The sequence below is a fragment of the Luteimonas salinisoli genome, assembly GCF_013425525.1.
GTDB lineage: Bacteria > Pseudomonadota > Gammaproteobacteria > Xanthomonadales > Xanthomonadaceae > Luteimonas > Luteimonas salinisoli.
The window spans coordinates 1-13,373 of the sequence record NZ_JACCKA010000026.1 but is presented as its reverse complement, the minus strand read 5'-3'; the positions used below and the strand labels follow the sequence as shown (position 1 = coordinate 13,373).

The window sequence follows — 13,373 nt, the reverse complement described above, 5'->3', positions numbered from 1 at the left end:
GCCATCCCCTACCCCTCCTCCCCCGGTGCGAGGTACGGCGAACGCACGCGCAGGATCCTGCGGCCGTTGCGCTCGTCGTCAATCGCCACCCAGTCGAATCCGATCGCCCGCACCCGCGCGCCGCCGTCCAGCCGCGCGCCCGGGCCGACGTAGCGCCCATCGATCAGCGCGCGCCGGCGCGCGCCGCTGCTGACGATCAGCGAGACCACGTGGTCCGCGGTCAACGCCGCCGCGTCGGCCGCGTCGATGCGCAGCGCATCGCCGGTTTCCGGGTCCAGCCGGCCGCGCGGGGAGAGCGCGATCGCGCCCTCGCCGGCCGCGGGCACGCCAGCCTGCAGCCCGGCGAGCGCCTGCTCGGCGCGCTGGTTGCGGGCGACGCCATTGCGCAGTTCGTTCATCACCGGCGGTTCGGTGGTGCCGGCACGGGTGCGCATCACCGCGGGCTTGGCGATCACCATCGTCGCCATCCACGCCACCACGCCCAGCCAGGCGAGCAGCGAGATCGCGGCCGCGTACTTGAGCTTCATCGCTCGCCCCCGGTGATCGTCGCCGCCGGACGGATCCGCAGCAGGTAGGAAAAGAAACTGCCGGACCCCTGCGCCCCGAGGTTGGACTGCGGGTCGGCCGGCACCGGATCGAAGCCCTGCCGCCGCAACCGCTCGACGAAATCGGCGATCTGCATGCCGGGCCGGCCGCGGCCGGCCTCGACCATCCCGTCCACGCGCAGGGTGCGCTCCGGCGCCATCGCGGCCGCGCCGGCCCGCGGCGCCGTCGTTTGCGCGTCCAGGCGCAGGCGCAGGATCCGCACGTCGCCAGCCGCCGCGCTGCGCACCAGCCGCAGGCTGGCCTCGGGGTCGAGATCGCCATGCAGCGCGGCCGCACGCTCGACCAGCGCCAGGGTCTCATCGAAGCCCTCCGGCACCCCCTGGCGCTCGTGCATCGCGGCGATGCGCATGTCGATCTGCTGCACCTCCTGCGAGAGTCGCTCGGCGCGGCGGTTGGCCTCGCCGGCGCTCAGCGCCCAGCGACCGCTGAGCGCCGCGAGGCTCAGCGCGATCAGCAGCGAGGCGGCGCTGGCCAGCGGCAACACGCGCTCGGCCACGTAGGCGATGCGGCTGGTCGGCCGGTTGACCGCGATCAGCGGCGTGGCCGCGGCGGCCAGCCAGTCGATACTGCTGTCGTAGCCGATGCCGGCCTCGTCCGTCACCCGCCGGCTGGGAACCGCAGCCACCTGCATGCCGCTGCGCGCCGAGAACACCTCGCGCAACGCCGCGCCGGTGTCGGCGGCGCCGTCCTCGCGACCCGCGAGCACGGTGCACCACCGCATGGTGAGCTGCGCGACGTCGTCCTCGCCGTCCTCCAGGTCCGCGGCGAACTGCTCGGCCAGGGCGCCCACCGTCATCAGCAGGTCGGCCGGCTCGTCGCTGTAGGCCAGCGCGGAGCGGTAGACGATGCTGTGCTTGAACACCGCCAGCGCACTGACCTGATTGCCCGAGTGCAGCACCACCCCCTGGCCGGTGCCCGTCGCATGCCACAGCAGCGAGGTCACCGGAACCAGCAGGCAGTGGTCGGCCTGGGACTCGGCCCAGGAGTAGTTCTGCTGCCAGGCCTCGAGCTCGATCGCGGTGAACAGGGTCTGATAGCCGCCGCCCATGCTCCGCGACTTGTGGATCAGGATCTTGCTCTCGCCGTCGATCAGGCCGTCCGAGCGCAGGCGCTTCTCGATCAGCGCCACCGCGTGCGCGGGACTGCCCTCGAGCGAGATCACGTTGCTGCCGGCGCCGCCGAAATCGCCGATCACGATCGCCGGGCGGTCCAGGCGCGGGCGCGCCTCCAGGAGGCGTACGCTGGCGCCGTCGAATACCAGCCAGCGGTGCTGTTGCTGCACCACGAGCAGCCTGTTCATCGCGCACCCTCCAGGCCGGCCGCCAGCGCGGCCGGAGTGCCCCCACCCTGCTGGGTGCGGAACAGCATCGTCCCGCCCAGGCTCAGCGACAGCGGCGCCGGCTCGCGCCCGGTCTCCTCGGGGACGTCGAACAATCCTTCTTCGGCGCGCGTGACCGACAGGTCGAACGCCTGGGCGCCGAAGATGCGGCCGTCGCCCCGGGCGATGCTGGCGAGCAGCGTCGCCACGTCCTCGCGCGGCAGCTGGCCCTGCTTGACGTTGATCAGGCGTTCCCCCCAGGCCTCGGGCTGCATCCCGCGCGCCTGGCTGGCCGCCAACAGGCGTCTGGCCGAGTCGGCGTACTCGACCCGAAGCTCCGCCTCGAGCTCGCGCACCTTCGCCTCGGCCAGCAGCTGGCCGCGGGTGCCGACCTCGGCATAGGCGTCGGCCAGTCCCGAACGGGCGCTGACGAACCAGGTCGCCGCCACCACCAGCGCCAGCAGGGTGCCGCCGAACACGAGCAGCGAATTGCGCCGCGAGAGCTCGAACCTGGAGGAGAGCTGCGCGAGGTTCATCGCCGCGCTCCGGTCACTGGTTCATCTTGTAGTGCGCGACCAGCGTCATCACCTGGTCGGCATCGGTGTTGTCGCCCTCGGCCAGGGCGTCGCCGCTGCCGCTGTCGATGCCCTGGGTGTTGTTGCCTTCCCACTCCACGCCGGGCGCGGTGACGTCGCCGGTCTCGGTGCGGACGATCGCCTCCTGGCGGAAGGCGCCGTTCTGCGCGTCGGGCTTGCCGTCGACCATCTGGTCCAGGGCGCGCGCCAGGTCCGGAGTCAGTCCGGTGATCACCATGACGTTGCCGGAGCCGGAGTCGGTGCCCGGGCGGTTCCACTGGAAGCAGATCTGGATTTCCTGCGGGTTGCCGTTGGTATCCAGGTACACGTACCTGTCCTCCATCCCGGCGCCGCGCCCGGGCGGCAGGGTGATGCCGGCGCGCAGCATCATGTTGCGCAGGTCGAAATCGGCATTGCCCTCGTGAGTGCGCAACATGTTGGGGCCGGCCTGGGCCCGGCAGATCGCGGCGGGCTCGGCGGCGTTGGACATGTTGCCGCCGGACAGGGTGTTGCCGTCTCCCTGGTAGTTGGAGCCATTGACCATCAGCCGCGGCGCGCTCTGGTTGTCGCCCACCGGGGCGCCGAGGCGCTGGTTGTAGGTGTTGTAGGCCACCACCCACTGGTCGATGAACTTCTGCTTGATGCGGGTGTACTCGGCATTGCGCTGGACGTCGCGGCCGATCATGACGGCGCCCAGGATTACACCGATGATGACCAGGACGACGGCCATTTCGACCAGCGTGAATCCGCCCTGCCGTGAGCTGGAACGTGCTTGCATCGCGATTTCCCCTGAGAGTGAAGGCCCCTTGCGACCACCGTCCCGCCTGCGGCGTGGAGGTGTACGGTGGCGACTCTAGGCGGCGGCCGTAACAGCCGCGTCAGTCCAGCGTAAGAGCCGCGTAAGAGACGCGACCGCGTGGCCGGCCGATCGCGTCGCGCCGGAACGCAGCCACGGCGCTTCGCGGATTTGGCTAGAATCGGCTGCCGTTCCGCCCGAACCCGCCATGGCCGAGGACACCCAGCTCAGGACCATCCGAAGCGACGGCCCGCGCGCCGTACCGCCGCGAGCGTCGGCCTGCGTCGTGGTGATCCACGGCGACGGCCTCGGCCGCCGCGCCGACGTCGGCATGGAGCCGGTGGTGATCGGCCGCTCCAGCGATGTCTCGCTGTACATCCCGCACCGCAGCGTCTCGCGCCGGCACTGCGAGATCCGGGCGAGCGCCGGCAGCTATCGCGTACGCGACCTCGGCGCCACCAACCCGACCCTGCTCAACGACCAGCCGGTCGCGGACGCAGCGCTCGCCGACGGCGACCGGATCACCGTCGGCGAGAGCATCCTCAAGTTCATCGGCCACGCCAACGTCGAGGCCGGCTACCACGAGCAGATCCAGCACCTGGCCATGCGCGATCAGCTCACCGGCCTGCACGGCCGGCGCCAGTTCGTCGAACTGGCCGAGGCGATGATCGCCGACGCGCGGCAGCGGCAGTCGCCGCTGACCCTGGCGGTGCTCGATCTCGACGGCTTGCGCGAGATCAACCTGCGCCACGGCCATGCGGCCGGCGACGCGGCGCTGCGCCGCGCCGGCGATCTGGTGCAGGAGCGCATGACCGAGGGCGACGTCGCCGCACGCATCGGCGAGGACGAATTCGCGGTGCTGCTGAGCGGTCGCGGAGCCGACGCCGCGGGGGTGTTCCTGGACAAGCTGCGGCGCACCCTGACCGAGCCGCTCGCCCTAGCCGGCGGCGTGTCGCTGCAAGTGGGCGTGCGCACCGCTCTGGCGGAACTCGGCCCCGGGGCGGACAGCCTCGGCCTGTTGATGCGGCGGATCGACAGCGCGCTTTCCTGAATCCGCCGGCGGAGCATCGGTACGGCAGGGCGGGTTGCACGGCCCGCATCCCACGCGGTTCCCTTCCAGGACTCGAAAAGTCCGCTGCGCTCGCGTGTTTCGGAGCCTGCAGCGCCTGGGCGCCGCATCGAACGGACCTGCCGCCGCCCGCTCGCGGCGTACACTGGGCGGGCAGACGGGGGAATCGCGCACATGGTGCGTCGCGACGGAGACCACGAACCAGACCAGATCACCGAGCGTACCCGGCTGAGTCCGGGGCCGGAGCAGCCCACGCTGCGCCCGGCGTGCGTGGTGGTGATCCACGGCGAGGGGCTGGGGCGCCGCGCCGATCTCGGCGACGACCCGGTGACGGTCGGCCGCTCGCGCGAGACCGACCTGTGCATCGATCACCCCAGCGTCTCGCGTGCGCACTGCCGCATCGAGCGCGACGGCGACGGCTATCGCCTGGTCGACCTCGGAGCGACCAACCCCATCCTGCTCAACGACCGCCCGGCGGCGTGCGCACCGCTCGCCGACGGCGACCACGTCACCGTGGGTGAAAGCATCCTCAAATTCATCGGTCAGGAGAGCGTGGAGGCCCGCTACCACGAAGAGGTCTACCAGCTGGCCACCCACGACGCGCTGACCAACCTGCACAACCGCCGCCACTTCGTCGAACTGGCGGACAAGGAGATCGCCCGCGCCCTCCGCCATGGGCGGCCGCTGACGCTGGGCATCGTCGACATCGACCTGTTCAAGGAGGTCAACGATCGCCACGGCCACATCGCCGGCGACGGGGTGCTGCGCGAGATCGGCGCGGTGCTGCGGCAGCACCTGCGCGGCGGCGACATCGCCGCGCGCGTCGGCGGCGAGGAGTTCGCGATCCTGCTGCCCGAATGCGCGCTGGAGCCGGCGGCCCGGTTCGCCGAACGTCTGCGCGCGGCCGTGGCCTCCACCCGGTTCGAACCGGGTGGCGAGGCGCGTCGGATCACCGTCAGCACCGGCCTGGCCCAGCTGCGTCCGGACCGCGACAGCTTCAGTCTGCTGATGCGGGCGGCGGATGCGGCGCTGTATCGCGCCAAGGACGGCGGCCGCAACCGGGTGGAACTCGAACACTGAACCTCACGGCTCACGGCTCACGGCTCACGGCGTCCGCCTGGAGTCATGTACCGCGTTCGTCCGGGAGCCACCTTCCTCAGGTGGGGCGAAGAACCCCAATAAAAAAGGGGCCCGCTTGCGCGGGCCCCTTTCGATGGACATCGAGGACCGCTACGGCGTGACGGTCAGGCGCACCGGCGCGGCGGCCTTGGGCGTGACCGGGTCGTTGCTGGCCACGCAGAGGTTGCCGCCGTAGGTGCCCGGGGTCAGCCCGGCCCCGCCCAGCGCCATCCGCAGCGGGCGCGAGGCGCCAGGCGCCAGCCGGCCCATCGGCGGGGTGACCGGGCCGAGCCAGGACGCACCGCACTCGACCGTCCCGGAGACCGTCATCGACAGCCCCGCGAAGCTCGACACCGGGCTCCAGGTACCGGTGCCATCGGCACCGGGGGTGATCACCATGAAGCTGCCGCTGCCGGACGGCGCCGCGAACCAGACCCAGCGGTTGGCCAGGGTGGCGTGCGTGTGCACCACCAGCCAATAGCGGCCGGCGGGCAGCACGACATCCTGGCCGGCGGCCTCGAGCTCGAGGCCGATGTGGTTGCCGGTGGTGTCGACGCCCGGTGCGCCCGGTGTCGCGGTATGGCTCCACACCGCCGCGCCCGGCGAGGTCTGCGGATCGCCCGCCGGCATGCCTGCCGCATCCGGGTAGATGCTCCACGTAATCGCCTGGGCGACCGTCGCCAGCGCTCCGCCGCTGCTGACGAAGCCCTCGGTGAACAGCGAGCCGATGCGGGTCTGGCTGGCGAGCACGAAGTCGTCGCTGGCGAACGCGCCCGGCGGATCCGCACCCGGATCGGTGTACAGGGTGCTGCGGTAGCCGCTGGTGACCGCCCCCCGCTTCACGTCCGCCACCTGCAGCGTGGCGCTGCCGGTGTTGTCGACCGAGAACTCCAGCGTGGAGCCGCCCGCATTCCCGACCGTCACGTCGACGCTGCCGTTCTGGCCCTGCGCGATGCTGGCGGTCACCAGATCGGGCAGCGCGATCGCCGGGGGCGGCACCGAGACCGCCACCGGCAGGCGCAGCACCGGCAGCGGATCGCGCAACAGGCCGCCGGCGGGTTCGAGCACCACGGTGCCGAAGTGCCAGCTGCCGTCGGCCGGCAGCGCCCGGCTGTCGATCGTCACCCGCACGCTGCGGCTCCCGCCGGCCGGCACCTTCAGGCTGGCCGGCGTGACCCGCCCCTGCAGGCCCTCCAGCCGCGGGCGCCAGACCTGCGCGCGCGACGTGGGGTTGCGGAAGGTGCGAATGAACTCGCAGCCCTCGAAGCAGCGCCCGCTCGCCAGGCTGGGCTGGTTGAGCGCCGACGGATCGCCGCCCTCGGCCGGATTGGCCGCCAGGTAGTTGCCCGCGTTCTCGTCCATCACCAGGCCGGCGTTGATCGCCAGGTCGACGCGGATGCGTCCCGCACCCCGCGCGAACGGGTCGGCCGGGGTCACCTCGTCCTCGAGCAGCACGGTCTGATCGGCGGTCATCGCCAGCGCCGACTTGATCTCCGGCATGGTCCAGCCCGGCCGCGCCTGACGCAGCAGCCCGGCGGCGCCAGCCTGGTGCGGGGACGCCATCGAGGTGCCGTTCTTGAGCCCCAGCAGCTGCTCGAACCCGGTGATCGTGGTCCCGGCATCGGCCGCCAGGATGCTGACCCCGGGCGCGGTGACGTCTGGCTTGAGCAGATCGAAGTTGCCGGCCGGGCCGCGCGAACTGAACGCCCCCAGCGCATCGACGGTGTTCGGCAGCGGCACCGCCGGGAATCCGATCATCGCGGTGGCGTCGGCATGCGCGCGGGCGAAGTCGCGCAACGCATCGCCGTCGGCCTGGGTCACGCCGAACGCCGGGATCGCGGTCCCCGGCACAGACGGGATCAGCCCACCGTCGGCATTGTTGGCGATCACCACCGCGACCGCGCCGGCGGCATCGGCGTTGTTGACCTTGATCGAGAACGCACAACCGCCGCGCCGCACCACCGCGATCGCGCCGTCGAAGCTGCCGGCCGGCAGCGCCGCGCAGGCGTCGGTATCGCCGTCGTAGCCGTCGCTCACCCGCAGCGGCGTGGTGCCGGGGATGGTGGCGTCGTGGGCCACGCCGTTGGAGCCTTCGTTGAGCAGCACCGGCGACAGTGGTTCGGGCACCGGCTCCGGCCCCGTGACCTGCAGCAGCACGCTGAACGCGCCACGGCCGTGCTGCGAGGCGGCGGTCGACGACACCCACGGTTCCAGGTGGCCCATGGTGTTGGGGCCCGGGCCGCTGTTGCCGGCGGAGGTGGCCACGTAGATGCCGGCATCGACCGCGCCCAGGAACGCCAGCGAGACCACCTCGCTCCACGGCTGCGAGCCGCCGCCGATCGAGTAGTTGATCACGTCGACGATGCCGTCGGCGATCGCCTGGTCCACCGCCGCCACCGCCGAGACGTTCGGGCAGAGCCCCTGGCCGGTGGCGGTATTGGTGTAGCAGATGTCGAAGGCGACGATGTTGGCGCGCGGCGCCACCCCGGAAATGCTCACCGGGTTGCCGCGGAAGACGTCGTCGCGGCGGTTGCCGGCGGCGGTCGATGCGACATGGGTGCCGTGACCGTTGCTGTCTCCGAAGCCGGGCTCCTCGCGGATGTTGGGCTGACCGCAGAGGTTGGCCGGCGGCCCGCACACGAAGTCGTAGCCGGCGACCAGCTTGTCGTTGCAGCGCCCCTCGTCCACGTCGCCAGCCGCGCAGCTGCCGAGATGGTTGCCGGCGCCCAGCGGGTTGACGTGCACGTAGCCGTCGACGGGATCCTCGGCGGCGAACGACGGGCTGCCGAAGTTGATGCCCGAATCGAGGATGCCGAAGACCACGCCCTCGCCCTGCCACGCGGCGTCCGCGCCGGGGGCGCTACCGTCCCAGAGGGCGTCGGCGCCGATCAGGCCGGGGCCGGTGTCGGTGTCCAGCACGTACTCGCGGTACTCCTCGACCAGCAGCACCTCGGGCAGCGCGCGGATGCGGTCGGCCTCGCCGCCGCCCAGGTCGGTGACGATCGCATTGACCGCGTGCTGCATGCGCTCGCGCACCGCCAGCGGACGGCCGATCCTGACGGCGATCTCGCCTTCCAGCTGCTGCTGGCGCGTCCGAAGGTAGCCGACGTAGTTGCGGGCCGCAGCGCCGCGGCTGTCCAGGCGCAGCTTGCCGCGCGCGTCGGCGCGACGCGGCGGCGCCGGCAGGCCGGCGACTTCGCCCCGGTACGCGCCCAGCGCGGGCTCGCGCAATACCACCACGTAGGTGCCGCCGTCGTCGCGGCCGGCATCCGGCCGGACCGCTGGCCTGGCGGCGACCGCGCCGCCCTGGCCGACGGCTGCGGCTGCAACCGCCCCGGTGGCCTGCCCGGCCGCCGTGGCCCGGTTGCCGGACGCGTCCGGTCCACTGCGGAATTGAAGGGTGCTGGCACCCGCGACGGCGGCGAGCGCGATCAGCGTCGCCACCGCAACCCAATGCTTCTTTCGTGACATGTGTGTTCCCCGGAAAGGATCGGCGCAGCGATCGAAAGGGACGCCCGCGCTGCGGACGCCAACCTGGAAAGCCCTGGCTCGAAACTCACCGGCGCCCCTGTCCGCCGGGCGGCGCCGCCGGACCGGCCGGCGCCAGCCCCGACTCTACACCGGCGGCCGCTCGCGCGTTTGCGCACCGCAGCAGGCCACGCCCCGGTGAGCCCGGCTCAGCGGTGCGCGAAGGGCGGCCGGCGGCGGAAGGTCATGAGATAGACCCCCACGACCCAGATCGAGGCGGCTGCCCAGCCGGCGAGGATGTCCGAGGGGTAGTGCACGCCGAGATAGATCCGCGACAGGCCGACCATCGGCACGAACATCGCCGCCGCCGCGATCGCCGGCCAGCGCCAGCGCGTGGGCCAGGCCAGCAGCACCAGCACCAGGGCCAGCGCGGCCGAACCCATCGCGTGGCCGCTGGGAAAGCTGTAGGTCGGCTCGGGAGCGATCGATTCCCAGAGCGAGGGCCGATCGCGCGCGAACGCCTGCTTGGCGGCGAGGTTGAGCACCGCTGCGCCGCCGAGCGCGATCGCGGCGAAGATGCCCTCGCGATAGCGCCGCAGCGCGAACAGCGCGACCACCAGCGCCACGTCGGCGGGCACCACGCCCCAGGCGTAGCCGATCGCGGAGAAGAACAGGAACACGCGATCGAAGCCCTCGTGCGCGACCGCCGCGGCGAAATGGAGCAAGGGCTCGTCGAAGACGATCGCCTCGGCGTCCCGGATCTCGTCGGCAAGCTCGGAGAAGACCCAGATCGGCAGCAGCAGTCCGCCGAACAGCAGCGCCAGCGCCCAGGCGTGCCGGACGATGAAGCGTCGGCCCTCGCGCACCCCGGTGCGCAGGTGGCCGACCAGCTCAGCCGCCCCCGGCAGCCCGCCCATAGCGCCTGTCGACGTAGTCGTCGACCAGGGCGACGAATTCCTCGGCGATGCGCTCCCCACGCAGGGTCAACGCCTTCTCGCCGTCGATGAACACCGGTGCCGAGGGCGCCTCGCCGGTGCCCGGCAGCGAGATGCCGATATCGGCGTGACGCGACTCGCCCGGGCCATTGACCACGCAGCCCATCACCGCGAGGGTCAGGTTCTCTGCCCCGGGGTGGCTGATCCTCCATTCCGGCATCTTCGCCCGCACGTGCTCCTGCACGCGGCCGGCGAGCTCCTGGAAGAACTCCGAAGTGGTGCGGCCGCACCCCGGGCAGGCGGTGACCATCGGCGTGAACGCACGCAGGCCCATGGTCTGCAGCAGCTCCTGCGCGACCACCACCTCGTGGGTGCGCGGCGCGCCCGGCTCGGGAGTGAGCGAAATGCGGATGGTGTCGCCGATGCCTTCCTGCATCAGCACCGCCAGCGCGGCGCACGAAGCGACGATGCCCTTGCTGCCGATGCCGGCCTCGGTCAGCCCCAGGTGCAACGCGAAGTCCGAGCGGCCAGCCAGGTCGCGGTACACCGCGATCAGCTCCTGCACCCCGCTGACCTTGCAGCTGAGCACGATGCGCTCGGCCGGCAGGCCCAGCTCGACGGCGCGCTGCGCCGAGTCCAGCGCCGAGCGGATGAGCGCCTCGCGCAGCACCCGTGCCGCCTCCCAGGGCTCGGCGCGCCGGGCGTTCTCGTCCATCAGCCGCGCCGCCAGCGCCTGGTCCAGCGAACCCCAGTTGGCACCGATGCGCACCGGCTTGCCGTAGCGGATCGCGAACTCGATCAGCTGCGCGAACTGGGTATCGCGCTTCCTGCCGAATCCGACGTTGCCGGGATTGATGCGGTACTTGGCCAGCGCCTCGGCGCAGGCCGGCTCGGTCGCCAGCAGCTGGTGGCCGTTGTAGTGGAAGTCGCCGATGATCGGCACTTCGATGCCCTGCATCGCCAGCCGCTCGACGATGCGCGGCACCGCCGCCGCCGATTCGGCGTTGTTGACGGTGATCCGCACCAGCTCCGAGCCCGCGCGCCAGAGCTCGGCGATCTGCCGGCTCGTGGCCGGGATGTCCGCGGTATCGGTGTTGGTCATCGACTGCACCACCACCGGGGCGTCGCCGCCTACCGCCACGCCGCCGATGCGCACCTGGCGGGTGGCCCGCCGCGGCGCCGGCCCGAAGGACGGCGACGGATCGGACCGGCAAGGGGGCACGGGCTGCGGCAGCGCTGACATGGCGCTCATTTTACCCGCCCCGTGCGCCCACCGCGGCGCGAATCTGAATCGTGCCCGCCAGCGACCTTCGGCCGCCCCCCCGTAGAGCCGAGCTTGCTCGGCTGGGCGGGCCCCGGAGCCAAGCGCAGCGGAGCAAGCTCCGCTCTACGACGGCGGGCAGGACCGGCGACGCGGCCACCGAAGCCCCGTAGAGCCGAGCTTGCTCGGCTGCGCAGGCCCCCGGAGCCGAGAGCAGCGGAGCAAGCTCCGCTCTACGAAGGCGGGCCGGACCGGCCACGCGGGCGCCGAAGCCCCCGTAGAGCCGAGCTTGCTCGGCTACGCAGGCCCCGGAGCCAAGCGCAGTGGAGCAAGCTCCGCTCTACGAAGGCGGCCTGACCGGCGACGCGGGGTACGGCGGGGGCCTCGATAACGGCGCATATCCGAATGTCGGGCAGGATCTCCCCGCGAGAGCCGCGCCGGTGCCCCCGCTCAATCGGCGTGGTCATCGTGGGGCGGCGCCATGGCCCCGCGCACCTCGAAGGTCAGCGCGATTTCCGGCGCCCCTTCGAAGCGGAGGGTCGCCTCCACCGTTTCTCCAGCGGCGAATCGCCGCACCGGCTCGATGAGCATCAGGTGGTAGCCGCCGGGCTCGAGCGCGGTGCGCCCGCCGGCCGGCAGCGTCAGCCCGTCCGGCAGATGGCGCATGCGCATCATCCCGTCCTCGTGGCGCATCTCGTGGATCTCCACCCGCGCGGCCTGGTCGCTCTCCACGGCGAGCAGGCGGTCGTCGGTATCGCCGCCGTTGTCGAGTACGAGATAGCCGCCCGCGACCCGGCTGCCGGGCGGCATCTCCCGCACCCAGGCATCGACCACGGCGATCGCGCCGCCCGCGCCCTGTTCCGGCGGCGGCGGCGGTTGCGGCGCGGCTTCCGGCGCCTCGCTACGGGAGCAGGCGGCCGCCGCGAGCGCCAGCAGCAGGACCGTGAAGAGGCGGCCCGTCGACGGGCGAAACGGGCATCGAGAAGCGTGCATTGCGCAAATCTCCATCGGCCGTCGGGCCGTACGGTCCGGTGCCCGCATTCTCGCATGCACTGCCCTGGGCCCTTCCACTCGTCGAGCCGCGTGGAGTAACGGCGGTCGCGACTTCGCGAGACCTCCAGGTTGCGTGCCCTCCCCCCGCTGCGGAACGACCGCGGGCGTCGCGACTGCCGTCGCCGCCGCGAGCGCCGAAGAGCGGTCGCACCGGTCGTCGGGGATGCTCCGCCCGCTCCCGCAGCAGGCCTGGCGGATCGCGGTACTGCGTTCGCCCAGGGCCGCGGGGGAACTGCGATACCCTTGCGCGATGACGGACGCGGCCACCGGCGAGATCCTGACGCCCTCGCAGCTCAACACGCTGGCGCGCAGCCTGCTCGAGGACGCCTTCCCGCTGGTGCTGGTCGAAGGCGAGCTCGGCAACGTCTCGCGACCCGCCTCCGGCCATCTCTACTTCACCCTCAAGGACGCCCGCGCCCAGGTGCGCTGCGCGATGTTCCGGCCCAAGAGCCAATGGCTGCGCTTCCAGCCGCGCGAAGGCCTCAAGGTGCTGGCGCGCGGACGCCTGACCCTGTACGAGGCCCGCGGCGACTACCAGCTGATCCTCGACTCGCTGGAGGAAGCCGGCGAAGGCGCCCTGCGCCGCGCGTTCGAGGCACTGAAGGCGAAGCTGCAGGCCGAGGGCCTCTTCGACGCCTCGCGCAAGCGCCCGCTGCCGCCCTACGTGCGCCGCCTCGGCGTGGTCACCTCGCCCTCCGGCGCGGCGGTGCGCGACGTGCTCAGCGTGCTGGCGCGGCGCTTTCCGCTGCTCGAGGTCGAGATCCTGCCGGTGCCCGTGCAGGGCGAAGGCGCCGCGGCGCAGATCGTCGCGATGCTGCGCCGTGCCGCGGCCTGCGGCCGCTACGACGCCCTGCTGCTGACCCGCGGCGGCGGCTCGCTGGAGGACCTGCAGGCCTTCAACGACGAAGCGCTTGCGCGCGCCGTGGCGGCCTCCCCCGTGCCGGTGGTCGCGGCGGTGGGCCACGAGACCGATTTCAGTCTCGCCGAGTTCGCCGCCGATCTGCGCGCGCCCACCCCGTCCGCCGCAGCCGAACTGCTGGTGCCCGATAGCGGCGAACTGCTGGCGCGGCTGCGGACCCTGCAGCGCCGCGTCGCCGCCCTCGGCCTGCACCGGCTGCAGCAGGCGGCGCAGCGCACCGACCGCGCCGCCCTGCGCCTGCAGGCCCTGCGCCC

11 protein-coding genes are annotated in these 13,373 nt (G+C 72.4%); 3 read left to right on the top strand and 8 right to left on the bottom strand.

What is annotated here, in order from left to right; translation table 11 throughout:
* Positions 1–8: 8 nt before the first annotated feature.
* The 4 genes from H0E84_RS03440 to H0E84_RS03425 are packed head-to-tail and all read right to left on the bottom strand — an operon-like array spanning position 9 to position 3,277.
* Positions 9–527 (bottom strand): hypothetical protein, encoded by a 519-nt coding sequence (locus tag H0E84_RS03440; protein ID WP_180677231.1) that lies wholly within the window; start codon positions 525–527, stop codon positions 9–11.
* Positions 524–1,906, bottom strand: coding sequence for a hypothetical protein (locus H0E84_RS03435; RefSeq protein ID WP_180677230.1), 1,383 nt, complete (start codon positions 1,904–1,906; stop codon positions 524–526). Before H0E84_RS03435 ends, H0E84_RS03440 begins: the two co-directional genes overlap by 4 nt.
* On the bottom strand, positions 1,903–2,460 hold the full coding sequence (locus tag H0E84_RS03430) for a hypothetical protein (RefSeq protein WP_180677229.1): 558 nt from the start codon (positions 2,458–2,460) through the stop codon (positions 1,903–1,905). The genes H0E84_RS03435 and H0E84_RS03430 overlap by 4 nt, the downstream gene beginning before the upstream one ends.
* Positions 2,461–2,473: 13 nt before the next feature.
* A complete protein-coding gene (locus H0E84_RS03425) occupies positions 2,474–3,277 on the bottom strand; it encodes a type II secretion system protein (protein WP_180677228.1) in 804 nt (267 codons plus the stop codon).
* A gap of 226 nt (positions 3,278–3,503) precedes the next feature.
* Between H0E84_RS03425 and H0E84_RS03420 the strand changes: the two genes are divergently transcribed.
* The gene (locus tag H0E84_RS03420) at positions 3,504–4,346 is read left to right on the top strand and encodes a GGDEF domain-containing protein (protein WP_180677227.1); all 843 of its coding nucleotides are present in this window, start codon (positions 3,504–3,506) and stop codon (positions 4,344–4,346) included.
* 192 nt (positions 4,347–4,538) lie between these two features.
* Entirely contained in the window at positions 4,539–5,444 is a 906-nt protein-coding gene (locus H0E84_RS03415; RefSeq protein WP_180677226.1) for a GGDEF domain-containing protein, read from the top strand.
* Between the two features lie 150 nt (positions 5,445–5,594).
* On the opposite strand, the gene H0E84_RS03410 is transcribed toward H0E84_RS03415, so the two are convergent.
* The 4 genes from H0E84_RS03410 to H0E84_RS03395 all read right to left on the bottom strand — a co-directional run bounded on the left by H0E84_RS03410 (position 5,595) and on the right by H0E84_RS03395 (position 12,140).
* The gene (locus H0E84_RS03410) at positions 5,595–8,954 is read right to left on the bottom strand and encodes a S8 family serine peptidase (RefSeq protein ID WP_180677225.1); all 3,360 of its coding nucleotides are present in this window, start codon (positions 8,952–8,954) and stop codon (positions 5,595–5,597) included.
* Between the two features lie 206 nt (positions 8,955–9,160).
* Positions 9,161–9,868: a phosphatase PAP2 family protein gene (locus H0E84_RS03405; protein ID WP_180677224.1), complete on the bottom strand. Its 708-nt coding sequence runs from the start codon at positions 9,866–9,868 to the stop codon at positions 9,161–9,163.
* A complete protein-coding gene (gene ispG, locus H0E84_RS03400; protein ID WP_425600457.1) occupies positions 9,843–11,129 on the bottom strand; it encodes a flavodoxin-dependent (E)-4-hydroxy-3-methylbut-2-enyl-diphosphate synthase in 1,287 nt (428 codons plus the stop codon). Before ispG ends, H0E84_RS03405 begins: the two co-directional genes overlap by 26 nt.
* Before the next feature lie 468 nt (positions 11,130–11,597).
* Entirely contained in the window at positions 11,598–12,140 is a 543-nt protein-coding gene (locus H0E84_RS03395; RefSeq protein WP_180677222.1) for a copper chaperone PCu(A)C, read from the bottom strand.
* 310 nt (positions 12,141–12,450) lie between these two features.
* Here H0E84_RS03395 and xseA point away from each other — a divergent pair.
* Positions 12,451–13,373, top strand: a 923-nt coding sequence (xseA, locus tag H0E84_RS03390) for an exodeoxyribonuclease VII large subunit (protein WP_180677221.1), incomplete at its 3' end; no start/stop codon positions are given.